A 26,042-nucleotide genomic window follows, 5' to 3' on the forward strand; every position below is an offset into this window, starting at 1 on the left:
CCAGCACTCCGAGGAGTCGCACAAGTTCAAGACGGCCTACGACCGCTACTTCCCTGTCGATGACCTCATGAAGCTGGCTAAGCTAGCGGCCACGAAGTTTACGGACGACATGCAGATCCTGGCAGATTCGGAGGGCTCTGATCTCCTATCTCCGTTTGATGCGCCAAGTTCGACTGGGGAAGCTCAAGCAAAGAAGTTGCAGTGTCTTCGTGGGATTCGAGACCAGTTGCAGCAGTACCCGAAGGCGTTCAGCACCGATCCGCGCGATCGTGACGTGGCGAGAGCACACAAGGATGCGCTCAGATCGGCGTTCACGGACCTGTCGAAGACACTTCCGATCAAGCGCAAGGCGGCGGATGAGCTCGACGAGTACATCTACAGCGCGCGCAAGAATCGCGAGGTCCTGATGGACAGGATTCCCTGGGAGTGCGTCGAGAGCATTACCTTTACCAAGAAGATCAGCGATGAGTTGGCCGTGGGACAGCCACTCCCAGCAGACGAGAACCTCAAACAGAAGATCTTGACGGCTCTGACCGGGACCGATCCGCACGACAGCAAGCGGTACGAGCCGCTCAAGGATCTCTGGAGGAAGGCGGCGATCGCGAAGAAGAACGAGGGCGGCGGCCGAACCTGACGCCGCGGCACCCGCTCTTCCTGCGGACTGGTTGCCCACTTCGCCTCGTGCTCGCTGGCCGCAGCCGGCTCGCGCCGCGGCGACATCGCCCTCTGCCTGACCCCGAGTTCGACAGTTGCTGGACACACAAGACGCCAACGAGGGCGTTGACCAGGGGAGACGCGAAGGGCCCGGCGGGCGTGTAGTGCCTAGGCCGGCCCTGCAGTCCGTCGGCGGGGCCGCGGAGCGGTCTCGTGCTCGACGAGCAGTGGCGGCTCGCGCAGCTCGAGGGCACTCAGGATCTCGCGCTGGCGCGGCGTGGTCTCGGTGCGCTGGACGACGCGTCCTGCGGGTCCTGAGAACTCACCGAGATGCATGCGCTCGAGCTCGCGTCGGACGTTGCGCCACGTGTCGCCCGTTGCCCGCTCGATCACGCGGACCAACATGAGCGCCAAGAAGCACAAGGTCACGTGCGCTCGGATCCGGTCCTCCTTGCGGTGGTAGATCGGGCGCAGCTCGATCACCTGTTTCAGGTCCCGCCAGGACGCCTCGACTTCGAGGAGCGACTTGTAGAGCCGGGCCATGTCGGAGGCCGAGAGCGCGTCGTCGGTGCAGGACAGCAAGAACTTGCCGTCGAGGTGGGCTTCGGCCCGGACCTTTGCCTTGTCGATGACGAGGCGGCCGGACCTGCGGGTGAGGTAGCGCTTCAGCGTGGGATGGCAGAGGAGCTCACCTTCTGCGGCGAGCCGCGCGTCACCTTTCTTCTTCTCGATCGCTTGGAGCTCTTCTTCGAGGCGGGCGATCGCCTCGTCCCGGCGCTGGCGGTCGCGCTCGGCCTCGGCCGGGTCCTTGGCAACGACGAAGCGCCGGCGGGCCGGACCGTCGCCGACCACGACCTCTTTCACCTCGAGGCGATCGTCGATCGTCTTGAAGCGGCCGGGACGGGCGAGTGCCTCGTGGTTGGCGTTGCCCTGGCGAAGCTTCTCGCCGAGAAGCACGTGGCCGCCCCCACGCTGCAGGTAGGTGCGGTTCTCCTCGGAGCTGAACCCCCGGTCGCCGATCCAAAGCACCCGGTGGAGCTTCCAGGAGCCGAGCTCGTCGTGGACCTGGCGGATGACGACGGTGTCCGAGGCGTTGCCCGCAAAGCTCCAGCACCTGACGGGGATGCCGTCTTTGGTGACGGCCAGGCCGATCACGACCTGGGGCCGGTCGCCTCTGTGGTCCTTTGAGTGCCCGAAGCGGCGGAAGTCATCGGTGTCGTCGATCTCGAAGTAGGTGGAGGTCGTGTCGAAGAGGATCACGTCGACTTCTACGTTGAAGAGGTTGGCGACCGCAAAGAACACCTCGCGCTGGATCGCCTCTGTGGCGTCCAAGAGGAAGTCCATGGCGCGGTAGAAGACCTGGGGGTCGGTGCCGACGCCCGAGATGCCAGGCAGCGCCACGTCGCTTGCCGCCCACTCCAAGGCGGCGAGCTTCGAGGAGGGGGCGAGGGCCCGGTTACAGACGAGGCAGAACAAGAGGCGCTCGACCGATGCCGACAGCCGCCTGCCCGAGGCAGCCTTGGCGATGGCGCGGGGGATCTCGAGCTTGCGCCACAGCTCATCGAGCACGTAGGCGCCGCCGAAGGGCCGAGATGCGACGAACGACAGCTCACCCGACGCGCTCGCCTCGAGGGCGTCGGCGGGGTCCAAGAACCTCGAGATCGAGCGCACGAGCCGCTTGAGCGCCTCGCGGTCGAGCTCGTCTTCACGCCCGAAGGAGTAGACGACCTCGGCGCGTGCCTGCTGGCGGGTGGAGTCCCAGGTGTTGTGGGCGAGCTGGCAGTAGCGGACCACCGAACCGTCTCGGTTCCGGCGGGAGATCGTCCGCAGGTACATCACCTAGGATGATACCACATCATCCCTGACCAGACGCGGATCACTCGCGATATTGTGTGCCTAGGCACTTCGACCCTTCTGGCGGGCTCCCAACTCCCTGACCTGGGTGTTCAGCGCTCGGCGTGCCTAGAGACGGCCTGCAACTGTCGAACCCGGGCTGACGCTCGCCCGAGCGATCGCGTCGATCCGGCAATCCAGCACCGCGCGGTCTCATCGCCCTACGCTCGCGACGCTGGCGGTCGAGACGAGGATCGGAGGTCGCCGTGGTCCACGCGGGTTCTGCAGCGCTGGTCGGGGCCGTCGTGAACCTCAACACCCCGGGCACCTACCTGCACTGGTCCGTGCTTGTCATCTCCGTCGCGAACCTCGGGGTCATCGGCGCGATGCTCCTCATCTTCGCCGGCGCCCTGCTCGTGCGCTTCCCGCCGGGGCGCCAGGTCGAGCAGGTCGGCGACCCGGAAGGGCCCGAGCGAGCCGGTCGCTCGGGCGGGGACAGCGCGCCGTCGTGGACCGGCCGCCTCCGGCGGCTCGGGGTGCGCCTGCTCCCACCAGACAAGCTGCTCCCCGAGACGCAGCCCTCCTACGTCGCCTCCTGGATCTACGTCTTCGGCGTGGCGAGCCTCGCCGCCCTGGCGGTAGCGATCGTGTCGGGCCTGCTGATCGCGCTGGGCGGCGTCGACTGGTGGCACTCGAACCCGGGCGGGCACTTCTTCAACAGCCTGCACCTCTGGAGCGTCGAGCTCTTCATGGCCTTCATGGTCATCCACCTGTGGGGCAAGTTCTGGATGGCGGCCTGGCGCGGCCAGCGCGGGCGGACGTGGATGACCGGCGTCCTCGCCTTCCTCGCGTCGGTCGTGGAGTGCTTCACCGGCTACCTGTCCCAGCAGAACTTCGACTCGCAGTGGATCGCCACGAACGGCAAGGACGCCTTCAACGCTGCCGGCGTGGGTGGCTTCTGGAACGTGATGAACCTCGGCCAGATGCTCCTCTGGCACGTCGTCCTCATGCCGCTCGTCCTCGTCGGCCTCGTCGCCGTCCACATCCTCCTCGTCCGCTACCGGGGGGTCGTGCACCCGTTCCCCGCGCGCGCCGGGCGCGACGCGCTCGGTCAGCGCTCGGCCGAGGTGCGCCGGCCGACTCGACGCGAGCTCAGGGCCCACGACGCGGCATCCTGGCGCGGCCCGGTTCGCCGCTACGACCTCGTGAAGGAGGCCGTCGCCGCCACCGTCGTCGTCGTCCTCGCGGCCGTTGCTCTCGCCTCGCTGCTCTCCTCGCCGGACAAGCCCCAGATCACGCTGCGCCAGTGGGCGAGCGCAGACCCGGCCGACTTCGTGGCCACCGCCGCCTCCGAGCTCGCAGGTACCTCGTTCTCCGCGACGTACGGCCCGCCCTACAACAACGGCGATGGTGCCGTGCAGGGCCTCGGCATCTCCTGGCAGCGCCTCGCCGGCATCCTCGACCCGATCGACCCGCAGCAGATGTTCGTCCTCGACCCGCTGCGCGCCGTCGCCGGTCACGACCGGGCCCTGCGTCGCGCCCTCGCTGCCTGGGGTGCCGCCTCGCCCGCCCAGCAGCGGTCCTGGGCGCAGGCCTACGCGACAGCGGCTGCGAGGCGCGTCACCTTCGCGACCGGGGGCGCACCGGTCGTCGCGCCCGGCAGCTACGGGCCGGTGCCCGAGCTCATGGCGGCCGAGCTGACCCTCGCGCGCGACGGAGGCCTGGACGCCAGCCTCCTCGCTCGCCAGCCCTTCTACGGGACGAACTTCACGAAGCCGCTGCTCTGCCTCGCCGACGGCAGCTACTACGCCAACCAGGCGACCGCCGAGCACCTCCAGGGGAACCAGTGGGGCGTGATGAACGAGACGGGGAGCTACCCGGGCCAACCCTGGCTGTGGCTCTACCAGCTCTGGTACCACATCCCGGGGATCGACACCTCGGCCAACATCGACCTCATCGCCATCTACCTCACCGGCGCCGCGACCCTCCTGCTGCTCCTCGTACCCTTCATCCCGGGCCTGCGCGACCTCCCGCGCCTCGTGCCGATCCACCGCCTCGTCTGGCGCCACTACTACCGAGAGGCCGAGTCCCTCGGCGAACGCCGGCCGAGCTGAGCCCGCACCGGGCGAGCTAGCGGCGCCGACGTGCCGTGCCGTCGCGGCGCGCGAGGGCACGTGCCCCGGCGGCGAGCATCAGCACGAGGACGACGGCCCAAGCCGACAACCCGACGAAGAACCAGACCCTCGCCAGCGAGACCATGAACCCGAGCCTGGCGGCACGCCCGAGCGTGTAGGACGCCACCGTGTACATCCCGAGCGGGAAGACGACGCTCCACAGGCGCGGCTCGTACGTGCGGGGGTAGCCCTGCAGGAGGTAGCGCCACACCCCGAACAGCACGAGGAGCGGTATCCACCAGGTGCCGAAGGCCCACAGGACGGTCGAGAGCCCGACGAGAAAGGGGCGCAGCTCGCCGACGAAGGCCCCGCCCGGGACGTGCGCGTCGGCGAGGATCCCCGCCGCGGCGCGCACGCTGATGGCGGTCGCCCCCATCGCGATCCAGTACGCCGGGCCCATCTCCGCCGGCGTGATCTCGACGAGCAGGAGGCGGAGGAAGATCGCGCCGATGAGGAGGAGGTAGAGGACGGCGCCGACGCTCCAGAAGCAGACCGCGACCGCCGGAAGCGCGGCGCGCAGCGCGGCCGGGGGACCCCCGGGCGCGAGCGCGGCGGCCACGATGGCCACGGACTGGGTGGCGACGACCCAGACGAGCCAGGTGCCGTTCAGCTCGCCGAGGACGGGCCGTCGGGCGGCGACCACGATCGACCACGGCAGGCCGTAGGTGAGGCCGAGCCAGACGAGCGCGCCCGCGGCACCGAGGCCGAGGGCGACGAGGGGGTGCCCGCCGAGCGCGACGCGCGCCGCGAGCACGTTCGAGCCGGCGACCACGGTGAAGTAGGCCATCGCGGTCGTCGGGTCGAGGAGGCTGCGCCGCACCGACGCCCGAAACCAGACGAGGCGCGCGCCGTAGGCGAGGGTGAGGAGCACGAAGCCGGCGACCGTGACGCCGAGGACGACCTGCGAGAGAAGGGGGTACCCGAGGAGGTCGGCGCCGACGGAGACGATCCCGCTCGCCATGACGAACGCGAAGTAGCCGGGGTCGAGCGTGTCGAGCGCGCGCCGCACGGTGCCAGCACGCCCCGCGCCCGGCGCGGCCGGCGGCCGAGCAGGGGCGCTGCCGCCCTCGAGCCAGGCGAGGGGGTCGCCGGCGGTCACGTCCGGCCGTCGCTCAGTAGGGCACACCGATGCGCCGCCAGCGCCGGCCGCTCGTCCCCGGTTCGTTCGGGCGCGTCGCGACCCGGCTGCGGTAGACGACGTACGGCCGCCACAGGTACCAGACCGGGTAGCTCCACGCGTGCACGAGGCGGCTGAAGGGCCACACGGCGAGCACCGCCCAGGCGGCCGTGGCGTGCACCTGGTAGATGAGCGGGGCGCGGGCCACCGCGCGCACGTCGGGGTTGCCGACGAACAGTCCCCGGAACCACAGCGACACGCTCTCGCGGTAGTCGTAGCCGCTCCCGAGCAGCCCCACGCCGACGGTCTCGGCGATCCCGAGCACGATGACGATGGCGAGCAGGACGAGCGCCACCCAGTCGACGGCGGACGTCGTCGCGCGGACACGGGCGACGAAGAGGCGGCGCCCCGCGAGGATCGCGACGCCCGCGATCACGCCGGCAGCCGCGACGGTGCCCGCCGAGGCGGCGAACCAGCGGTAGGCCGCCTCGGGGATCCCGATGGCGCGCGTGAAACGCTCGGGCACGAGGATGCCGATGACGTGGCCGCCGATGGCGGCGAACGTCGCGTAGTGGAACAACGGGGAGCCCCACTTCAGCAGGCGCCGCTCCTGGAGCTGGGTGGACCGGCTCGTCCAGCCGAACTGGTCGTAGCGGTAGCGCCAGACGTGGCCGATCACGAAGGTGGCGAGCGCGACGTACGGCAGGATCACCCACCAGAACAGCTGGAAGCCGGTGACGCCGGCGAGTCCGCTCACGTCGCCGCGGCGCACGCCCGACCGCGTCCGACCGCCGGCGCGGCCCTGGCGCCGTCGCCACCTGCCCTCGCCCCCCGCCGGCGCCCGAGCGGCCCGAGTCGGCGCCGCGGACGCAGAACCTCCAGCAGCCCCTCGAGCGCGGCGGCGTACGGGCCCGAGGGGCCGAGGTCCTCGCTCAGCGCCTCGAGCGCGCTGCGGTGCTCGGCGAGGAGGGTGGCGCCAACTGGCGACACGGCCGCCAGCTCGAGCAGCGCCGGGAGGAAGTCGGGCAGTTCGCCCGGCGCGAGCGCGAGGCCGAGCGACCGGTAGGTGCCGGCCATCTCGGCGAGGGCGGCCCCCCGCTCGCGCCCCTCGCCGTAGCGGTAGGAGGTGAGGTGGAGCGAGCGTCGTCGCAGGTCGAAGGTGTCGACGTAGTCGGCCTGCGCCTCGAGGAGGGAGCGGAGGGCGAGCGCCTCGCAGGCAGCGGCGAGCCGGGCGCGCGCCCGCGAGCCCGGGAGGCGGCCGAGGGCGCCTCGCACCGCCCCGAGGTCCTCGGCGTAGCCCTCCTCCGGGTAGCTGAGGAGCACCGAGGCGCAGCCGAACAGGACCGCCGCCTCCCGGCGCCTCACGCCGGCGCCTCCGGCTCCGGCGAATCGGGCAGCACCCGCAGGTGGAGGCGCCGGACCTCGTCGCGGCCGAGGGCCTCGGCCGGATCGGCGGGGTCGCGCACGAGGATCTGGCTCGGCGTGGCCGCGACGCGAGGGTCCTCGTCAGCGCCGAGCGCGCAGCCGGAGAGGGCGTGCTGAGCGAGCAGACGCCCGCCCTCCTCGGCGTGCGCGGGGGCACGACGTAGCGGTCCTCGTAGCGGGCGATGGCGAGCAGGCGGAAGAGGTCCTCCGCATCCGCGTCGCTCATGCCCACGGCGTCGAGATCGACAGCCGGCGGACGCCCGAGCTGGCGCGCCCGCATGAGGGCGCGCACGGCCGCGAGGCGTCGCAGCGCGTCGCGCACCGGTCCGACCCGCCCGGCGCTGAGCAGGCTGGCGAGGTACTCGAGCGGGATGCGCAAGGCGTCGATGGCGGCGAAGACCGCCGTCGGGTCTCGCCCGTCGTCGCCGCGGTCGGCGGCGACGTCGACGACCGGCGAGAGCGGCGGCACGTACCACACCATCGGCAGCGTCCGGAACTCCGGGTGCAGCGGCAGCGCGACCCGGTGGCGGGCGATCAGCGCGTAGGCAGGCGAGCGGCGGGCGGCCGCAACCCAGTCGTGCGGGATCCCCTGACGCTCCGCCTCGGCGGCGACGGCGGGGTCAGCCGGATCGAGGAAGAGCGCGAGCTGCGCCTCGTAGAGGTCGGCCGGGTCGGGGCTCGCGGCAGCGGCGGTCACGGCATCGGCGTCGTAGAGGACGAGCCCGAGGTAGCGCAGCCGACCGACGCAGGTCTCCGAGCAGATCGTGGGAAGTCCGGCCTCGACGCGGGGGAAGCAGAAGGTGCACTTCTCCGCCTTGCCGGTGCGGTGGTTGAAGTACACCTTCTTGTACGGGCACCCCGAGACGCAGAAGCGCCACCCTCGGCAGCGGTCCTGGTCGACGAGGACGATGCCGTCCTCGGACCGCTTGTACATCGCGCCCGACGGGCACGAGGCGACGCAGGAGGGGTTGAGGCAGTGCTCGCAGATGCGCGGCAGGTAGAACATGAACACCGACTCGAAGTCGAGCCGGACGCGCTCGCCGAGGGCAGCGAGGTTCGGGTCGTCGCGCGCGCGCTCGGGCGCCCCGGCGAGGTCGTCCTCCCAGTTCGCGCCCCAGCGCGGGGTCATCTCGAGGCCGGTCAGCGCCGACCGGGCCGAGACCGACGGTGCCTTCGTCCCCGCGGGGGCCTCGATCAGGCGCGCGTAGTCGTAGGTGAACGGGTCGTGGAAGTCCTCGATCGTCGGCAGGTCCGGGTTGTAGAAGATCGTCGCGAGCCGCCGCAGGCGCCCGCCGGCACGCAGGCGCAGCCGCCCCCTTCGGTCGAGCTCCCACCCGCCCTTCCAGCGCTGCTGGTCCTCGTAGTGCCTCGGGTAGCCGACGCCCGGCTTCGTCTCGACGTTGTTGAAGTAGACGTACTCGGTCCCCGGCCGGTTCGTCCACGTCTGCTTGCAGGTCACCGTGCAGGTGTGGCACCCGATGCACTTGTCGAGGTTCATCACCATGCACACCTGCGCCATCACCCGCACGCCGGCCTCCCGATCAGAACGCCACGTCCTGCGAGCGGCGCCGGATGACGGCGAGCTCGTCCCGCTGCGAGCCGGTCGGCCCGTAGTAGTTGAAGCCGTAGGAGAGCTGGGCGTAGCCGCCGATGAGGTGCGTCGGCTTCATGACGACGCGCGTCAGCGAGTTGTCGGTGCCGCCGTGCAGCCCGGACAGCTCGGAGAGGGGCATCTCGAGGTGGCGATCCACGGCGTGGTACATGAGCACGGTCCCCGGCGGGACGCGATGGCTGACCGCGGCGCGCGCCACCGTGACGCCGTTGCGGTTGTACGCCTCGACCCAGTCGTTGTCGGCGACCCCGAGGCGGCGCGCGTCGAGGTCGTTCACCCAGATGACCGGCCCGCCGCGGAACAGGTTCAGCATGTGCAGGTTGTCCTGGTACTCGGAGTGGATCGACCACTTCGAGTGCGGGGTGAGGAAGCGCGCGACGAGCTGCGGGCCGGTCCCCGGCCGCCGCTGGTCGCCGAAGGCGGCGACGAGGTCGAGCGGCGGGCGGTAGGTGGGGAGCATCTCCCCGAGCTCGGCCACCCAGTCGTGGTCGAGGAAGAGGTGCTGGCGCCCCGTGAGGGTGTGCCAGGGCTTCAGCCGCTCGACGTTCACGGTGAACGGGGCGTAGCGGCGCTGGGACGACTCTGCGCCGGACCACTCCGGCGAGCAGATGACCGAGCGCGGCTGGGCGATCGTGTCGGCGAAGGTGATGCGATCGCCGGCGCGCTCGTGCGCGAGGTCGGCGAGCCGCACACCCGTGCGCGCCTCGAGCGCCTCGAAGCCGGCGACCGCGAGCCGCCCGTTCGTCGTCCCCGAGAGCGCGAGGATCGCCTCGCAGAACAGGATCGCCCGGTCGAGACGAGGACGACCGTGCGCGACGCCGCCGCGCACCGTCCCGTTCCGGCTGCGCAGGTACTCGACCTCGGCTCCGACGGGGAAGACGACCCCCTTCGTCGTCGCGCCGAGCTCGTCGACGAGCGGTCCGAGCGCGCCGAAGCGCTCGGCGAGGCCCGGGTAGTCCCGCTCGACGACGACGAGGCGGGGCATCGTCCGGCCGGGCACGGGCGGGCACTCCCCTGCCTGCCAGTCGAGCGCCCGCCCGCCCGGCTGGGCGCACTCGTCGGGGGTGTCGTGCAGGAGCGGCACGGCGACGAGGTCCCGGCGCACGCCGAGCCGCCCGGCCGCGAGCCGGGAGAAGGCCGCGGCGAGGTCCTGGAAGATCTCGAAGTCCGGGCGCGCCTCCCAGGGGGGCGCGATCGCGGGGTTGAACGAGTGCACGAACGGGTGCATGTCGGTCGAGGAGAGGTCGTGCTTCTCGTACCAGGTCGCCGCCGGCAGCACCACGTCGGCGTAGATGCCCGTCGAGGTCATGCGGAAGTCGATGTCGACGAGGAGGTCGAGCTTGCCCTCGGGCGCCGACTCGCGCCACGCGACCTCCCTCGGGCGCGCCTCGGGCGGACACGGAGAGGCCGCGACGGCATGGTCGGCCCCGAGGAGGTGCCTGAGGAAGTACTCGTGGCCCTTGCCCGAGGAGCCGAGGAGGTTCGAGCGCCAGACCGTGAGGACCCGCGGGAAGTTCGCCGGGTCATCGGGGTCGGCGGCCGCGAAGCGGAGCCGCCCGGCGGCGAGCTCCCCGACGACGAAGTCGTCGCAGCTGCGCCCCGAGGCGACGGCCTCGTCGGCGAGGTCGAGCGGGTTGCGATCGAACGTCGGGTGGGAGGCGAGCCAGCCGCAGCGCGCCGCGTAGAGGTTGCAGTCCGCGACGGAGCGTCCGGCGAGGCGCCCGACGCCGAGGGGCGTGGCGAGCTCGTCGGCCCGGGCCGCCTCGTAGCGCCACTGGTCCGTGGCGAGGTACCAGAACGGGGTGGCCGGCATGTGCCGGGTCGGCCGCACCCAGTCCGCGGCGAAGGCGAGGGTCGACCACCCCGTCAGTGGGCGCACCTTCTCCTGCCCCACGTAGTGGGCCCAGCCCCCGCCGTTCACCCCCTCGCACCCGGTGAGCAGGAGGAGAGCGAGGAAGGTGCGGTAGATCTGGTCCGAGTGGTACCAGTGGTTGGTCCCCGCGCCCATGGCGATCATCGAGCGACCGCCTGAGGCCTCGGCGTTGGCGGCGAACTCGCGAGCGACGCGCACGGCCGCGGCGGCCGGCACCGAGGTGATCGCCTCCTGCCAGGCTGGCGTGTAGGGTGCGCCGGCGTCGTCGTAGGACGACGGCCACTCGCCCGGGAGCCCCGGGCGCGCCACGCCGTAGTGGGCCATCACGAGGTCGAACACGGTCGTGACGAGACGGCCGCCGAGGCGGACCGCCGGGACGCCGCGCCGCACAGTCGAGCCCCCCTGACCCTCCCCGACGTCGAAGCGCGGGAGGTCGACGGGGAGCGCCTCGGCGCCAGGCCGCCCGTAGAGGCTGAGCGCCGGGCGGATCTCCCCGAGGTCGAGGTTCCAGCGGCCGGCCCCCGACTCGCTCCAGCGGAAGCCGACCGATCCATTCGGCACGGCCGGCTCGCCCGTCGCCTCGTCGAGCACGACCGTCTTCCACTCGGCCAGCTCGACACGCTCGCCGAGGTCGGCGGCGGTGAGGAAGTGGTCGGGCACGTACGCGTCGGCGCGCTCGCGCAGCGAGACGAGGAAGGGCAGGTCGGTGTAGCGCGCTGCGTAGGCGGCGAAGGGCGGGTCGGGTCGGTCCCGGTAGAACTCGGTCAGGATGACGTGGCCCATCGCCATCGCCAGGGCGGCGTCGGTGCCCGGCGCCGCGGCGAGCCACTCGTCCGCGAACTTCGTGTGGTCGGAGTAGTCGGGCGAGACGACGACGACCTTCTGGCCCCGGTAGCGGGCCTCCGCCATGAAGTGCGCGTCGGGGGTGCGCGTGATCGGCAGGTTCGTGCCCCACACGATGAGGTAGGAGGCGTTCCACCAGTCGGCCGACTCCGGCACGTCGGTCTGGTCGCCGAAGGTCTGCGGCGAGGCCACCGGCAGGTCGGCGTACCAGTCGTAGAAGGAGAGGACCACGCCGCCGAGCAGGGAGTAGAAGCGCGTGCCGGCCGCGTAGGAGGCCATCGACATCGCCGGGATGACGGTGAACCCGGCCGTACGGTCCGGGCCGTAGGTGGCGACCGTGTGCACGTGCGCCGCGGCGACGAGCTCGAGCACCTCCGGCCACGGCGCGCGCACGAACCCGCCGCGGCCGCGCGCGGACTTGTACGCACGGGCGCGCTCGGGGTCGCCGCTCACCTCCGCCCACGCCGCCACCGGGTCGCCGAGGCGCTCGCGGGCGGCGCGCCACGCCTCGAGGAGCACGCCCCGCACGTAGGGGTAGCGCACCCGCGCCGGCGAGTACGTGTACCAGGAGAACGACGCCCCCCGCGGGCAGCCGCGCGGCTCGTACTCGGGCGAGTCCGGCCCCACCGACGGGTAGTCGACCGCCTGGGTCTCCCAGGTGATGATCCCGTCCTTGACGAAGACCTGCCACGAGCACGAGCCGGTGCAGTTCACGCCGTGGGTCGAGCGCACGACCTTGTCGTGGCGCCAGCGCTCCCGGTAGAAATCCTCGGCGCGCCGCCCGCCACGGCGGTGCAGCTCACGCGTGTCGGGCGACGGCACGCCCGGCTGGAGGTAGCGGGCCGCCCGCACGAGGCCGCTGCCGGCGAGGAGCTCGGCCCCGCCGGCGCGCGCTGCGCTCACGTCGCCGTCTCGGTCAAGCCCGCTGCCTCGCTTCCGGGCGCATCGCTCGTTCTGGGCAGCATCGCAGCCCGGTCGTGTGCCGTCAAGGACGCGACGCATCGCCCCACGAGGTGGTGCAGCGGCGGCCGGGCAGCCGCTGGTCGTCGATGTTTTTCTGCTCTATGCTAGAAATAGTTCTGCACGAGGAGGCGCGCCGTGACCGTGTCGGAGACCGAGAGCTTCCAGGCGATGCTCGCCCACCACCGAGAGCTCGAGGAGGGCGTCGCGCGTCGAGTCGCGGCCGTGCGCGACGCGCACCGCTCGGGCGAGGGCGCGCCCGGCGCGACCCGCGAGCTCGTCGCCTTCCTCGCCGGGACGGTCCTGCCGCACGCGGCGGCCGAGGAGCGCTCCGTCTACGCCGCTGCCGCGGCCCGTGCGGAGCTCGCCGCGACTATCGAGGAGATGACCGGCGAGCACGAGGCGCTCGCCGCTTCGGTGGCCCGCCTCGCCGGCCTCGCCTCGAGCGATGCCACGCCGCAGCTCGCTGCGGAGATCCAGGAGCTGTTCGCCTCCCACGTCGCTCGCGAGAACGAGGTCGTGCTGCCCGCCCTCCTCGCCGACCCTGGCGCCGACCTCAGCGCGCTCCTCGCCGCGATGCACGGCGAGCTCGGCTCCCCGGCGCGGCCCGACGAGGCCGGCGAGGTAGCGGGGCCCCTCGTGGCGCTCCTCCTCGAGGCGACCGAGGAGCTGGCGGCGAGCGGCCGCGGCGAGCGGGCGTGCTCGCTCGCCGCGGCCGCGTGGGTGGCGTGCCGGCGCTCCCGGCCCGACCTCGCCGCCCGGCTCGGCGCCGCCCTCCACCGCCTCAGCGCCGCGGCGCCCGCTCGGGCGGCGGCGCCCGGCGAGCCCGAACCGGGCGACCTCGAGCTCGACGTGCGACCGCTCGCCCCAGCGGAGCGCCACCGCGCCATCTTCGCCGCCTTCGATCGCCTCGCCCCGGGCACCGGCTTCGTCCTCGTGAACGACCACGAGCCGCGCCCCCTTCGCTACCAGCTCGAGGCCGAGCACCCCGGCGAGTTCACCTGGGCGGACCTCGAGACCGGCCCGCGGGTCTGGCGCGTACGCATCGGACGGGCCGGCGTCGCCGGATCGTCCTGATCCCCCGCTCGCTGCGCCGCCGGGACGTCCGCCTCGCCCGGCGGCGCAGCGCCGGGCGCGTTCGAGAGGTGCCTCGACGGCGGCGCGCCGCGCGGCCGGCGCGGGAGCGGTCCGCGCGCTAGGCGGTCCGCTCGCCGGAACTGGCGCGCGCGGCGAGCACCGTCGGGCGCCACGACAGGTTGAGCGCGCCGAGCAGGCCACTCGCCGCGAGCAGCGAGCCGCCGACGGCGGTGGCGGCGGGTGCTCGGGCAGCGAGGCCGGCGCACAGCGCCGCGACACCGCCGTTCACGAGGAGGTACGTGAGCGCCGCTGCGACGTGGCCGTAGAGATCGGCGAACAGGAGCGGGCGGCCAGCGCTGCTGCGGGCCACGCCCCGGGCGCGCAGGGCGGACCAGGCGATGAACGGCACGACCTTGTGGGCGTGCCCGACGAGCGTGACGAGGAGCCAACCGGCGATTGCCGCCACGCTCGCCGCCGCGAACGCGCGAGCCGGCCCGCCCGAACCCGCGAGCGCGCCGTCGAGGCCGAGTGCGGCGCCGGCGACGAGCCAGCACGCGGAGGTGACGACGAAGAGCAGGTGGAGGTCCGCGCGCCGCCGGCGGCGGCGGAGATGGGCGGCGAGCGACGCGAGGTGCGCCCCGAGCCCGAGCGCGAGGAGCGCCGCCCCGGTCCAGGCGACGGCGGGCACGCGAAGGAGCAGGCCCGGAGCGAGCAGCGCGGCACCGGCGGGCACGGCCGACACCGCGAGCCAGGCGACCCGATGGCGGCCGGGCAGGTGCGCGAGGAAGAACATCGGCCAGAGCTTCTCGGCGACGCTCACGTAGACGAGTCCGAGCCAGCCGAACAGACCGACGACGGCGTGAGCGAGGACCACGTGGCCCGACAGGTCGAACCAGCCCGCCCGGCGGTCGGCGACGTAGACGACGCCGAAGCACGCCGTCGCCACGAAGCCGGCGAGGCCGGTCCGCAGGCCGGCGACCGGCGCCCCCCGGCCGCGCGCGGCGAGCGGGGCTGCGAGGTTGGCGACGGCGAGGGCGACGGCGACGGCAGCGAGACCGCCGCCGGCCTCGACGAGGTCCTCGACCCCGGTCGAAAAGCCGAGGGGCAGGAGCGCGCACGCCGCGGCGAAGGCGGCGAGGGTGGCGCGGGCGAGGCGCGTCGAGCGCAGCGGGCGCTGCGTGACGACCGGGACGAACTGGTGCATCGCCCCGAGCACGCCCATCGACAAGGTGGCCAGCATGCCGAGGTGCGCGGCGGCCACGACCTCGTCGGCGGTCGGGTCGACGGCTGCCTGCCCTGCGACGAGCGCCCAGGCGATGCCGCAGGCCACGAGACCGACGGCCGCAACAGCGAGGAAGGCGAGCGGGACCGACGGCGGCGGCACGCTGCCGGGCACGCCGGACGGGCGCCCGGCCCACGGCCCGGCCGGCGCACCGGCGGGGGCGCTGGCCGCCGCACGCACCGTGGCCTTCGCCCCAGCGTCCACGCCTGCACTATAGTTCTGCTAGTTACCAGAAAAAACCGGCCCGTCGGCCGGGGGAGGTGGCGAGATGGCCCTCGTGGACGCCCGTCCGATCATCGCGGCCGGAGGCGAGCCGTTCGAGACGATCATGGCGGCGGTTGCCTCGCTCGCCGACGGCGAGGAGCTCGTCGTCCTCGCGCCCTTCGAGCCCGTGCCCCTCGAGGGGGTACTGTCGTCGCAGGGGTTCGCCTACGAGGCGGTCGACATCGGAGGTGGCGATTGGCGGGTCACCTTCCGGCGGACGTGAGCGAGGAGCGCTCGGGCCGGCCGGTCTCGATCGGCCCGGCCCGAACCCGTCCCGACGCCGAGGACCCCGTCGGGCGCGCCTGGGCGGCGCTCGGCGACGTCTACGACCCCGAGCTGTGCCTCGACGTCGTGTCCCTCGGTCTCGTCTACGGCATCGCTGCGGTGGACGGCGCGCTCGTCGTGGAGATGACCCTCACGACGCCGGGCTGTCCGGCCGCGGAGAGCCTCCCCGAGCTCGCCGCCGAGGCCGTCGAGGCCGCGCTCGGCGGGTCGTTGCCCGTCGAGGTCCGCCTCGTCTTCGACCCGCCGTGGAGCCCGGCGATGATGTGCGAGGAGGCCGCGGCGGCCCTCGGGTTCCCGGCGAGGCGGTGACCGTGGGCGTGGAGATCGTCCGCACCTACGAGGACCCCGGGCGCACCGCCGGCGAGCACCGCGTGCTCGTCGATCGGCTCTGGCCGCGCGGGATGGCGAAGGCCGCCGTCGACTACGACGAGTGGCTGAAGGACGTGGCGCCGAGCGAGGCGCTGCGGCGCTTCTACGGGCACGAGCCGGCGCGCTTCGAGGAGTTCGCCCGCCGCTACCGAGCTGAGCTCGGCGCGCCCCCGGCCGCTGCCGAGGTCGAGCGACTCCGCGCGCTCGCCCGCGCGGGCACCCTCGTGCTGCTCACGGCGACGCGCGACGTCGACCGCTCCGGCGCGGCCGTCCTGCGCGCGGTGCTCGAGGAGCGCCCCCACCGGTGACCTCGGCGGCCCGCTGGCGGACCGCCGTGCACGGCATGGGCCGCATCGGCGAGGGGCGCGCGCTCAAGTGGGCGCTCGAGTCCTACTGGGCCGGGCGCTCGAGCGCCGACGAGCTCGAGGCGACTGGCGCGGCGATCCGCCGGGCGAACTGGCGCGCCGCGGCGGCGGCCGGGATCGACTTCATCCCCTCGAACGACTTCTCCCTCTACGACCACGTGCTCGACGCCGCGGTCATGACCGGCGCCCTGCCGGCGCGCCTCTCGGCTGGGGCCCCGCTCGGCCTCGACGCCTACTTCGCCCTCGCTCGCGGCGGAACGGTCGGCGGCCGCTTCGTCGCGCCGCTCGAGCTCACGAAGTGGTTCGACACGAACTACCACCACCTCGTGCCCGAGGTCGGCCCCGCCACCGCCTTTCGGGCCGACCCCTCCAAGGCGCGCGCCGAGCTCGCGGAGGCGGCCGGGCTCGGGATCGAGACGACGCCCGTCCTCCTCGGACCGTGCACCCTCCTCCTGCGCTCGAGCACCGAGGAGCCGGGCGTCGCGCCGGCGCGCCTCGTCGATCGCCTCGTGGACGTCTACGCCGAGGTGCTCGCCGCGCTCGCTGGCGACGGAGCGGCCTGGGCGGTCCTCGACGAGCCGGCGCTCGTCGAGGACCGCTCCACGGAGGAGCTCGACCTCGTCCGGCGCGCCTACGAGCGCCTCGGCGAGCGCACGGAGCGCCCGATGCTGGCGCTCAGCACGTACTTCGGCCACGTCGGCGAGGCGATGCCCCTCCTCGCCTCGCTGCCCGTCGAGGGGATCGGGCTCGACTTCTGCCGCGGCCCGGAGAACCTCGAGCTCCTCGAGGCCGCTGGCGGCCTCGGGCAGCGGGTGTGCTTCGCCGGGGTGGTCGACGGCCGGAACGTGTGGGTGAACGACCTCGAGCGATCCCTCGCCCTCCTCGCCCGCCTCGCGCCGCTCGCCAGGGAGGTCGTCGTGTCGACCTCCTGCTCGCTCCTGCACGTCCCCCTCGGCTTGCGCTTCGAGCCAGCCCTCGACGAGGAGGTGCGCCCCCTCCTCGCGTTCGCCGAGGAGAAGCTCGTCGAGCTCGGGATCCTCGCCCGCGGGGCTGCGGGGGGCGCCGAGGCGATCGCCGAGGAGCTGGCGGCCAACCGCGCGCTCCTCGAGGCGCGCCGGCGCTCCCCGCGCATCGTCGACCCGGCGCTGCGGCGCCGTATCGCCACCGTCGAGCCCGATCCGCGTCGCTCGGCGCGACCCGAGGAGCGCGCCGCCGCCCAGCGCGCGCGCCTCGGCCTGGCGCCGCTCCCGACGACGACGATCGGCTCGTTCCCCCAGACCCAGGCGCTGCGGGCGCTTCGCGCCTCGTGGCGGGCGGGCGCGACGAGCGACGACGAGTACCGTCGGGCGCTTCGCGCCGAGATCGACCGCGTCGTCGCGCTCCAGGAGGAGATCGGCCTCGACGTGCTCGTCCACGGCGAGCCCGAGCGCGACGACATGGTCCGCTACTTCGCCGAGCGTCTCGACGGCTTCGTGCTCCCAGCCGAGGGCTGGGTCCAGTCCTACGGCTCGCGCTGCGTCCGACCACCGGTGCTCTTCGGCGAGGTGCGCCGGGCCGCGCCGATCACCCTCGAGTGGACCCGGTACGCGCAGTCGAGGACGAGCCGGCCGGTGAAGGGCATGCTGACGGGGCCGGTGACGATGCTGCGGTGGTCCTTCGTGCGCGAAGACCAGCCGGAGTCCGACACGGCGCTCCAGCTCGCCCTGGCGCTTCGCGACGAGCTCGTCGAGCTCGAAGCCGCCGGGACCGCCGTCATCCAGGTCGACGAGCCGGCGCTGCGGGAGGGCCTCCCGCTCCGGGCCGCGGCGCGCCCCGCCTACCTCGCCTGGGCGACCCGCGCCTTTCGGACCGTGGTCTCGCCGGCCGGCCCGGCCACCCAGGTCCACACGCACATGTGCTACGCCCAGCTCGGCGACATCCTCGACGCGCTCGCCGACCTCGAGGTCGACGTCGTCTCGCTCGAGGCGGCGCGCTCGAAGATGGCGCTCGTGGGCGAGCTCGCCGCGAGCCGCTACGCGGGCGGCGTCGGTCCCGGCGTCTACGACGTCCACTCGCCGCGCGTCCCCGAGGCGGCGGAGATCGCGGCGCTGCTGCGCTCGGCGCTCGAACGCCTTCGGCCGGAGCGGCTGTGGGTGAACCCGGACTGCGGACTGAAGACCCGGCGCTACGAGGAGGTCGAGCCGGCGCTCCGCCACCTCGTCGCCGCGGCGGCGACGGTGCGAGCGGAGCTCGCGGCGCAGCCGACCGACGGCCGAGCCGCGGCACGCTAGCGGGCACCGGCGAGGGCCAGGGCGCCGAGGGCGGCGGCCATCGAGCAGGGCACGGCCACGAGCCCGATGCGGCTCGCGCGCGCCGGCGACGGTCGCGCGCCGGCAGCGCGCGCCGCCTTCAGCCACAGGAGCCAGGCGAGCGAGCCGGTGACCGCCAGGTTCGGCCCCAGGTTGAGGCCGACGAGGAGCGCGAAGGGGTGCGGCACGCGGCCCGCCGCGAGGAGGGACGCCGCCGGCAGGTTGTTGACGAGGACCGAGACCGCCGCGCCGAGCGCCCCCGTCGCCCACCCGCCGAGGTGGGCGAGCAGGTCGGCGGGGCCGGACCACGACCGCCCGAGCACGCCGAGGGCTACCGCCACGCCGAAGAGGCCGACGAGGACGGGCAGGCCCAGCACCTCGAGGACGCGGCCGGGGCGCTCGCGCCGGGCGGCGAGGCGGAGCACGCTGGCGCCGGCGCCGACCCCGGCGACGGCCGGAGCCGGATCGCGCAGCACGACGACGAGGACGGTCACGGCAACGACGGCAAGCGCGCCGAGGCCGAGGACGGGGCGGCCGGGCTCGCCGGGCGCGTCGCGCCGGGCGCGCAGCGAACGGCGCTCGGCGACGGCCACGACGGCGATCGTCACGGCGAGCGCCGCCAGCGCCGGAAGCCACATGCGCGCGGCGAAGCGGCGGCCGCCGAGGTGCAGGTGGCCGAGGACGATGAGGTTCGTGAGGTTCGAGCCCGGGAGCAGGAGGGAGCCGGCGTTCGAGCACAGCAGGCAGCCGTAGAGGAGGGGCGAGTCGTCCTCGTCCCGGCTCCTCGCGCAGTGCACGAGCACCGGGGTGAGGAAGGCGACGGACGTGTCGAGGTTGAGGACGGCCGTCACCGCGCCGACGACGAGCATCGCCCCGAGGAAGAGCGCGCCCCCGCCCGGCGCGAGCCGGGCGATCGCGCTGCCCGCGGCGGCGAACAGCCCGTCGCCGTCGGCCAGGAGCCCGACGAGCAGCAGCCCGGTGACGAGGACGAACGGGGGCCAGTCCTGGGCGGCGGCCGCCGCGGCCGCGCCCGGTCTCGCCCCGGCCGCGGCCGCCAGGCCCGCGAGTCCCGCCAGACCGAACGCGCGCCAGGCGGCGCGCCGCGGGCCGGGCCGCCGCCCGGCTGCGCCGGCCGTGCGGGCGAGCGCCGCGCTGAGGGCGCCCCGGAGGCGGCCACGCACGACCAGCGCGGGCGCTCGCTAGGCCGGCAGCTGGTGCAGGCGCCGACCCGCCAGGGTGAGGTGCGCCTCGCCGACCGCCTCCGACAGCGACGGGTGCGGGTGGATGAGGTCGGCGACGTCGAGCGGCAGCGCCTCCCAGCTCGTGATGAGCATGCCCTCGGCGATGAGCTCCGTGACGTGCGGCCCGACGAGGTGGACGCCGACGACGGGGCCGCCGCGCTCGGCCACGAGCTTCACCATGCCGCCCTCGCCGTAGATGAGGCCCTTCGCGATCGCGCCGAGGGGGAGGCGGTTGGTGACGACGTCCATCCCCCGCTCGCGCGCCTCGGGCTCGGTGAGCCCCACGCTCGCCGCCTCGGGCAGCGAGTAGGTGGCGCGCGGCACGTTCGCGTAGCTGATCGGGGACGGGTCCCTGCCGGCGAGCACCTCGGCGACGAGGAGGCCCTCGGCGAAGGAGGCGTGCGCGAGGGCGAGGGAGGGGGGCGGGAGGACGTCGCCGACGACGTGCACGCCCGGCACGTGGGTCTCCAGCCGCTCCCAGCTCGCGGGGAGGACGTAGCCCCGCTCGAGGCGGACGCCGATCTCCTCGAGCCCGAGGCCCTCGGTCACCGGCGCGCGGCCGATCGCGCTGAGCAGGCGCTCGGCGACGATGGTGCGCGCCCCGTCCTCGCCGCGCACGACGGCGCGCACCTCGCCCCCGACCGCCTCGACCTCCTCGACGCGGGCCTTGACGAGGACGGCGACGCCCTTGCGGCGCAGGGCTCGCTGCATCTCGCGGCTCACGTCCGGGTCCTCGGTCGGCAGCACCCGCTCGAGCACCTCGACGAGCGTCACCTCGGCGCCGAAGGCCCGGTAGAAGGTGGCGAACTCCACGCCGATCGCGCCGGCGCCGACGATGAGCACCGACGCCGGGAGGTGCTCCGAGCGAGTGGCCTCGTCGGAGGTCACCACCAGTGTTCCGTCCGCGGGCGCGCCGGGCAGCTGGCGCGGCCTGCTGCCGGTGGCGACGACGAGGCCGCGCCGGGCGCGCAGCTCGACGGGCGCCGTGAGCTCGCCGCCCGGCACGGGGGTGACCTCGACCGTGCGCGGGGAGGTGACCCGGCCCGTGCCGGCGAAGAGCGCGACCTTCTCCTGGGCGAGGTGGCCGAGCAGGCCCCGGTAGTTCCGCTCGACGATGTCGTCGCGTGTCGCCCCGAGGGCCTTGGCGTCGACGCGGGTGACCTGCGACGCGATCCCCCACCGCCGGGCGCCGTCCTCGATCGCCTCGCGCACGCTCGCGGCGTGCAGGAGCGCCTTGCTCGGGATGCAGCCCCGGTGGAGGCAGGTCCCGCCGACGAGGTCCCGCTCGACGAGGGCAGCGCGCAGCCCGAGGCCGCTCGCGCGCAGCGCGGCCGAGTAGCCACCCGTGCCGCCGCCGAGCACGACGACGTCGAACTCCTCCGAACGGTGCTCGCCCATGCGCGACCTCCCCGTCGCCGGCCGGACCGCGACCGACGGCCGCGACAGACCGTACCCGGGAACGGCGCGCGTCGCCCACCTGGCCGGCCCGCGCCGGCGATCGGTAACAATGGGCCCGTGCGCGTCCGGGAGATCATGACCACGCCCGTCGTGACCGTCCCGCCCGACGCCCCCGTGGGCGAGATCGCGCAGCTCCTCGTCCGGCGCCGGATCAGCGCGGTCCCGGTCGTCGACGCCGCCGGGGCTCCGATCGGGATCGTGAGCGAGCACGACCTGCTCGCCCGGACCGGAGCGAGCGCCGCCGAGGTGATGACCTCGGCGCTCATCACCGTGAGCGAGGAGACCGACGTCGAGGACGTGCGCCACCTCCTCCTCGAGCGGCGCATCCGGCGCGTGCCCGTCATGCGCGCCGGGAGGCTCGTCGGGATCGTGAGCCGCGCCGACCTCGTCGCGACGCTCGCGACCGAGTGGGTCTGCCAGGTCTGCGGCGAGCCGGTGCGTTCCACCGAGGCGCCGCAGGGCTGCCCGCGCTGCCTCGGCGGCCGGGAGCGCTTCGTCCTCCAAGAGCAGCCCCCGGGGAGCTGAGCGTGCGGCGGAGGGCAGGGCAGGGGCGGACAGGCGAGGAAGCCGGCGAGGCACCTGGCGCCGAGAGGGCCGTGCCGGCCGAGCTCGCGGGCGAGAAGCCGGAGGTCCTCGTCGGGTACTACCGGCAGATGGCGCTCATCCGGGCGTTCGAGCTGCGCGCCGCCGAGATGTACGCGAAGGCTCGCATCGGCGGCTACTGCCACCTCAACCTCGGCGAGGAGGCGACCGTCGTCGGCCTCGTCGACGCGCTCGAGGCCCGCGACTACCTCTTCGCCACCTACCGCGAGCACGGCTACGCGCTGGCGCGCGGCGTCGAGCCCGGGCGCGTCATGGCCGAGCTGTTCGGACGGGCGACGGGCGTCTCGGGGGGCTGGGGTGGCTCGATGCACCTGTTCGACGCGGCTCGGCGTCTCCTCGGCGGGTACGGCATCGTCGGCGGCCAGCTGCCTCCCGCGACCGGCGCGGCGCTCGCCATCGCCTACCGAAGCGAGCCGGGTCCACAGGCCGAGGCCGTGGTGTGCCTGCTCGGCGACGGGGCCACGAACACCGGGGCGTTCCACGAGTCGCTCAACCTGGCGGCGATCTGGAAGCTCCCGATCGTCTACGTGTGCGTGAACAACGGCCTCGGCATGGGCACGCCGGTCGAGGCCGCGTCGGGCGAGCCGGAGCTGTACCGGCGCGGCTGCTCCTACCGCATCGTCGGCGAGCGGGTCGACGGGAACGACCCCCTCGCGGTGCGGGACGCGGCCCGGCGCGCCCTCGAGGCGGCGCGCGAGCAGCGCCAGCCCCGCCTCCTCGAGGCCGTGAGCTACCGCCTGCGCGGCCACTCGGTCGTCGACCCCGCCCGCTACCGCAGCCGGGAGGAGACCGAGCGGCTGCGTGCCCTCGACCCGCTGCCGGCGTGGCGCTCCCGCCTCATCGCGGCGGGGATCCTCAGCCTCGAGGAGGCCCAGCGCATCGACGCCGAGGCGGAGGAGGCCGTGTCCGCCGCGGTGGCCTTCGCCGAGGAGAGCCCGGACCCGCCGGTCTCGGAGCTCTTCGCCCACGCCTACGCGACGCCGGTGGCGAACGCGCCACGCGCCCTCCCGGGCGACCCCCTCCCCACCGAGAGACCCTGAGGAACGCTCGATGGCGGAGATGAGCTACCGGCAGGCGCTCCACGACGCGCTGCGCGCCGAGATGCTGCGCGACGAGGCGGTGTTCCTCATCGGCGAGGAGATCGGCGTCTTCGAGGGCTCCTACAAGATCACGGCCGGGCTCCTCGCCGAGTTCGGCCCGCGACGCGTGCGCGACACCCCGATCAGCGAGGCGGGCTTCGTCGGGGCGGCCGTCGGCGCGGCGATGCTCGGTCTGCGGCCGGTCGTCGAGATCATGACGATCAACTTCAGCCTGCTCGCGATCGACCAGATCGTGAACCACGCGGCGAAGGTGCACGCCATGTTCGGCGGGCAGGCGACCGTGCCCCTCGTCATCCGGACGCCCGGAGGCGGCGGCCAGCAGCTCGGGGCGACGCACTCGCAGAACATCGAGGTCTACTACGCCCACATGCCAGGCCTGAAGGTGGTGGCGCCCGCCACGCCCGCGGACGCGAAGGGTCTGCTCACCGCAGCGATCCGCGACGACGACCCCGTCCTCGTCGTGGAGAACCTCGCCCTGTACAACACGAGGGGCGAGGTCCCCGACGGTCCCCACCTCGTCGAGATCGGCACCGCCCAGGTGACGAAGGCCGGACGCGACGTCACGGTCGTCGCCTACTCGCGGGCCGCGGCGATCGCGCTCGACGTCGCCCGGCGGCTCGAGGAGGACGGCATCTCGGTCGAGGTGGTCGACCTGCGAAGCCTTCGCCCGCTCGACCGCCCGACGATCTGCGCCTCGGTGCGCAAGACGACCCGCGCCGTCGTCCTCGAGGACGACTGGCTGAGCTACGGCGTCGGTGCCGAGGTCGCCGCGACCATCCAGGAGGGCGCCTTCGACTACCTCGACGCCCCGGTGCGGCGGGTCGCTGCAGCCGAGGTGCCGCTCCCCTACTCGAAGCCCCTCGAGTCCGCCGCGCTCCCCGACGCGGCTGCCCTCGAGCGGGCGATCCGCGAGACGCTCGACGGTAGGCGTTGAGACTGGGCCGTTGGGACAACGTTGAGACAAGGAGCGCACGTGGCCGACGTCGTCATGCCCCGCCTCTCCGACACGATGCAGGAAGGCACCGTGGCCCGCTGGCTGAAGCGCCCGGGCGAGCGCGTGCAGCGCGGCGACGTGCTCGCCGAGATCGAGACCGACAAGGCCACGATGGACCTCGAGGCGTTCGAGGACGGGGTCGTGGAGCGCCTCCTCGTCGAGGAGGGCGCGACGGTGCCCATCGGTCAGCCGATCGCGTCGATCGGCACGCCCGGCGTGGCCTCGGCGACGCCCGAGGCGCCGCGCGCACCGGCCCCAGCACCACCACCTGCACCACCACCTGCACCCGTGCCCGCCGGCGACGCCGCGCCCGGCCACGCCCCCGTGCCCGGCGGCGGCGCGCCGCCCGCCGCCCCCGAGGAGGCCGCGTCGGTGCGCAGCTCCCCGCTCGCCCGCACGCTCGCCCGGCGCCACGGCGTCGACCTCGCCAGCCTCTCGGGCAGTGGTCCGGGCGGACGAGTCGTGCGCGCGGACGTGGAGCGCGCCATTGCCGGCACGGCGCGCGCACCCGAGACGCCCCCGGCGGGCCCGGGCGTCGCCGACGTCGAGGAGGTCGCCCTCTCTCGCGTGCGCCGCCGTACGGCGGAGCGGCTGAGCGAGAGCGCGCTCGTGCCGACCTTCTCGCTCACGAGCACGGTCGACGCCGGGCGCCTCGTGGACCTGCGCGCCGAGCTCAACGAGCACCTCGCCCCCGACGGCGAGCGGGTGACGGTCACCGACCTCCTCGTGAAGGCGTGCGCGACCGTCCTCACCCAGCACCCGGCGGTGAACGCGTCCTTCGCGAACGACCGGATCCTCCGCTTCCGCCGAGTCCACATCGGCGTCGCCGTGGCCGTCCCCGACGGCCTCATCGTGCCCGTCGTCCACGACGCCGACGCGAAGACCCTCCGCCAGGTGGCCGCCGAGGCCCGTGCCCTCGCCGAGCGGGCCCGGGCCGGCACGCTCACCCTGGACGACGTGAGCGGCGGCACCTTCACAATCAGCAACCTCGGCATGTACGGCATCGACGACTTCACCGCCGTCATCAACCCGCCCCAGGCGGCGATCCTCTCGGTCGGCGCCGTCGCGCCGACCCCGGTGGTGCGCGACGGAGCGCTCGCGATCGGCACGACGATGAAGGTCACCCTCACGGTCGACCATCGGGCACTCGACGGCGCCGGTGCGGCGGCCTTCCTCGCCGACCTGCGCCGCGTGCTCGAGCACCCCCTCGGCCTCGTGCTCTAGCGACCCGATGGGACGCCCGGGCACGGTCCCAGCCGACGACGGCGGCGCCTGAGCGTGGGGCCGCGCGCCGAGGAGCCGGCCCTCGCGCCCCTCGACGAGTCCTTCGAGCGGGCGCTCATCGTCGTCGCCCACCCCGACGACGTCGACTACAGCGGCCTCGGTGCCGCCGCTCACCGCTGGACGGCGCGCGGCAAGCACGTCGCCTACCTCGTCTGCTCGAGAGGCGAGGCGGGAATCGACGCCCTGGAACCGGAGGCGGCGGCGCCCCTGCGCTGCGCCGAGCAGCTCGCCGCCGCGCGCGCCGTCGGGGTGCGCGCGGTCGAGTTCGCCGAGTTCGCCGACGGTGCCATCGAGTACAGCGTGGCCCTCCGCTGCCGGATCGCGGCGGCGATCCGGCGGCACCGTCCCGGCGCCGTCTTCACGCTCAGCCCGCACGCGCGCGGCGGGGGCGGCGGGCTCAACCTGGCAGACCACCGCGTCGTCGCCCGAGCGGCGCTCGACGCCGTGCGCGACGCCGCCAACCGCTGGGTCTGCCGGGAGCTTCTCCGCGAGGGGCTCGAGCCGTGGCACGGCGTGCACCTCGCGGCCTGCGCCACCTCGCCGCGGCCGACGCATGCCCTCGACCTCACGGGCTCGGTCGAGGCCGGCGTCGCGGGCCTGCTCGAGCACCGCGCCTACCTGGCGTCCGTCGGCAGCCCCGAGGGTGCCGCGCGCGCCCTGCGCGCGAGCCTGGCCGCGGCGGGGACGGCCGCCGGCTGCGAGGCCGCGCTCGCGCTGGAGGTGCTCGCCCTGTGACCTGCGCCCACCGCGCGCTCGTGCGCTGGGTCGCGGACACCCGGCCGACGCGGACGCGCGCCCCGCGCCGCCGCTGACCGCCGAGGAGCTCGACGCAGGCCGTCGCAGGCGAGCTCTCACCGGGCTGCCGAGACCACGGGCGCGGCGCCTCTCGGCGGGTCCCTCGCGAGCGTCGGGGGCGCGCCGGCACCGGCGGTGGGCCGCTC

At 74.1% G+C, this 26,042-nt stretch carries 19 protein-coding genes; 12 read left to right on the plus strand and 7 right to left on the minus strand.

Annotated features, from left to right (window positions below; all coding sequences use genetic code 11):
• On the plus strand, positions 1-634 hold a 634-nt coding region (locus VKV23_01380; protein HLI14691.1), incomplete at its 5' end, for a hypothetical protein.
• A 188-nt stretch (positions 635-822) separates the two neighbouring features.
• Here VKV23_01380 and VKV23_01385 read toward each other — a convergent pair.
• Positions 823-2,490 (minus strand): IS1634 family transposase, encoded by a 1,668-nt coding sequence (locus VKV23_01385; GenBank protein ID HLI14692.1) that lies wholly within the window; start codon positions 2,488-2,490, stop codon positions 823-825.
• A 263-nt stretch (positions 2,491-2,753) separates the two neighbouring features.
• Between VKV23_01385 and VKV23_01390 the strand changes: the two genes are divergently transcribed.
• Positions 2,754-4,601 carry a cytochrome b N-terminal domain-containing protein gene (locus tag VKV23_01390; GenBank protein HLI14693.1) on the plus strand — a complete coding sequence of 616 codons (1,848 nt, stop codon included), beginning with the start codon at positions 2,754-2,756 and terminating at the stop codon, positions 4,599-4,601.
• A 16-nt stretch (positions 4,602-4,617) separates the two neighbouring features.
• On the opposite strand, the gene VKV23_01395 is transcribed toward VKV23_01390, so the two are convergent.
• From VKV23_01395 to VKV23_01405, 3 genes are read right to left on the minus strand one after another with little or no spacing between them, the layout of a single operon-like run.
• A complete protein-coding gene (locus tag VKV23_01395) occupies positions 4,618-5,760 on the minus strand; it encodes a tellurite resistance/C4-dicarboxylate transporter family protein (protein ID HLI14694.1) in 1,143 nt (380 codons plus the stop codon).
• Positions 5,761-5,773: 13 nt separating this feature from the next.
• Entirely contained in the window at positions 5,774-8,722 is a 2,949-nt protein-coding gene (narH, locus tag VKV23_01400) for a nitrate reductase subunit beta (protein ID HLI14695.1), read from the minus strand.
• 22 nt (positions 8,723-8,744) lie between these two features.
• The gene (locus tag VKV23_01405; GenBank protein HLI14696.1) at positions 8,745-12,434 is read right to left on the minus strand and encodes a nitrate reductase subunit alpha; all 3,690 of its coding nucleotides are present in this window, start codon (positions 12,432-12,434) and stop codon (positions 8,745-8,747) included.
• Between the two features lie 195 nt (positions 12,435-12,629).
• Between VKV23_01405 and VKV23_01410 the strand changes: the two genes are divergently transcribed.
• Positions 12,630-13,568 (plus strand): DUF2249 domain-containing protein, encoded by a 939-nt coding sequence (locus VKV23_01410; protein HLI14697.1) that lies wholly within the window; start codon positions 12,630-12,632, stop codon positions 13,566-13,568.
• 118 nt (positions 13,569-13,686) lie between these two features.
• On the opposite strand, the gene VKV23_01415 is transcribed toward VKV23_01410, so the two are convergent.
• A complete protein-coding gene (locus VKV23_01415) occupies positions 13,687-15,054 on the minus strand; it encodes a hypothetical protein (GenBank protein ID HLI14698.1) in 1,368 nt (455 codons plus the stop codon).
• Positions 15,055-15,118: 64 nt separating this feature from the next.
• On the opposite strand from VKV23_01415, the gene VKV23_01420 reads away from it, so the two are divergent.
• Genes VKV23_01420 through metE form a run of 4 tightly spaced genes read left to right on the plus strand, consistent with a single transcriptional unit; the run spans position 15,119 to position 18,403 of the window.
• Positions 15,119-15,337: a DUF2249 domain-containing protein gene (locus VKV23_01420; GenBank protein ID HLI14699.1), complete on the plus strand. Its 219-nt coding sequence runs from the start codon at positions 15,119-15,121 to the stop codon at positions 15,335-15,337.
• Positions 15,334-15,708 (plus strand): iron-sulfur cluster assembly protein, encoded by a 375-nt coding sequence (locus VKV23_01425; GenBank protein ID HLI14700.1) that lies wholly within the window; start codon positions 15,334-15,336, stop codon positions 15,706-15,708. Before VKV23_01420 ends, VKV23_01425 begins: the two co-directional genes overlap by 4 nt.
• A gap of 2 nt (positions 15,709-15,710) precedes the next feature.
• Positions 15,711-16,076, plus strand: coding sequence for a DUF488 family protein (locus tag VKV23_01430; protein HLI14701.1), 366 nt, complete (start codon positions 15,711-15,713; stop codon positions 16,074-16,076).
• Positions 16,073-18,403 carry a 5-methyltetrahydropteroyltriglutamate--homocysteine S-methyltransferase gene (metE, locus tag VKV23_01435; GenBank protein ID HLI14702.1) on the plus strand — a complete coding sequence of 777 codons (2,331 nt, stop codon included), beginning with the start codon at positions 16,073-16,075 and terminating at the stop codon, positions 18,401-18,403. The genes VKV23_01430 and metE overlap by 4 nt, the downstream gene beginning before the upstream one ends.
• Here the strand turns inward: metE and VKV23_01440 are convergent.
• Both VKV23_01440 and lpdA read right to left on the minus strand, forming a co-directional pair.
• Positions 18,400-19,602: an SLC13 family permease gene (locus VKV23_01440; GenBank protein HLI14703.1), complete on the minus strand. Its 1,203-nt coding sequence runs from the start codon at positions 19,600-19,602 to the stop codon at positions 18,400-18,402. The two genes, metE and VKV23_01440, sit on opposite strands and share 4 nt — an antisense overlap.
• An 18-nt stretch (positions 19,603-19,620) precedes the next feature.
• The gene (gene lpdA / locus VKV23_01445; GenBank protein HLI14704.1) at positions 19,621-21,060 is read right to left on the minus strand and encodes a dihydrolipoyl dehydrogenase; all 1,440 of its coding nucleotides are present in this window, start codon (positions 21,058-21,060) and stop codon (positions 19,621-19,623) included.
• 117 nt (positions 21,061-21,177) lie between these two features.
• On the opposite strand from lpdA, the gene VKV23_01450 reads away from it, so the two are divergent.
• The 5 genes from VKV23_01450 (at position 21,178) to VKV23_01470 (ending at position 25,836) form a co-directional block, all read left to right on the plus strand.
• Positions 21,178-21,645 (plus strand): CBS domain-containing protein, encoded by a 468-nt coding sequence (locus tag VKV23_01450; protein ID HLI14705.1) that lies wholly within the window; start codon positions 21,178-21,180, stop codon positions 21,643-21,645.
• 71 nt (positions 21,646-21,716) lie between these two features.
• Positions 21,717-22,763, plus strand: a complete 1,047-nt coding sequence (gene pdhA, locus VKV23_01455) for a pyruvate dehydrogenase (acetyl-transferring) E1 component subunit alpha (protein HLI14706.1) — start codon at positions 21,717-21,719, stop codon at positions 22,761-22,763.
• Positions 22,764-22,773: 10 nt separating this feature from the next.
• The gene (locus VKV23_01460; GenBank protein ID HLI14707.1) at positions 22,774-23,757 is read left to right on the plus strand and encodes an alpha-ketoacid dehydrogenase subunit beta; all 984 of its coding nucleotides are present in this window, start codon (positions 22,774-22,776) and stop codon (positions 23,755-23,757) included.
• A 39-nt stretch (positions 23,758-23,796) separates the two neighbouring features.
• Entirely contained in the window at positions 23,797-25,041 is a 1,245-nt protein-coding gene (locus tag VKV23_01465) for a dihydrolipoamide acetyltransferase family protein (GenBank protein HLI14708.1), read from the plus strand.
• A gap of 54 nt (positions 25,042-25,095) precedes the next feature.
• The gene (locus VKV23_01470; protein HLI14709.1) at positions 25,096-25,836 is read left to right on the plus strand and encodes a PIG-L family deacetylase; all 741 of its coding nucleotides are present in this window, start codon (positions 25,096-25,098) and stop codon (positions 25,834-25,836) included.
• Positions 25,837-26,042: the final 206 nt, after the last annotated feature.

This window comes from Acidimicrobiales bacterium, assembly GCA_035294085.1.
In the GTDB taxonomy this organism is placed as follows: Bacteria; Actinomycetota; Acidimicrobiia; order Acidimicrobiales; family Bog-793; genus DATGLP01.

Coding starts and splice junctions, on each gene's coding strand:
- VKV23_01385 (HLI14692.1), bottom strand. CDS start 2,490: ATGTACCTGCGGACGATCTCCCGCCGGAACCGAGACGGTTCGGTGGTC.
- narH (HLI14695.1), bottom strand. CDS start 8,722: ATGGCGCAGGTGTGCATGGTGATGAACCTCGACAAGTGCATCGGGTGC.
- VKV23_01420 (HLI14699.1), top strand. CDS start 15,119: ATGGCCCTCGTGGACGCCCGTCCGATCATCGCGGCCGGAGGCGAGCCG.
- lpdA (HLI14704.1), bottom strand. CDS start 21,060: ATGGGCGAGCACCGTTCGGAGGAGTTCGACGTCGTCGTGCTCGGCGGC.
- VKV23_01460 (HLI14707.1), top strand. CDS start 22,774: ATGGCGGAGATGAGCTACCGGCAGGCGCTCCACGACGCGCTGCGCGCC.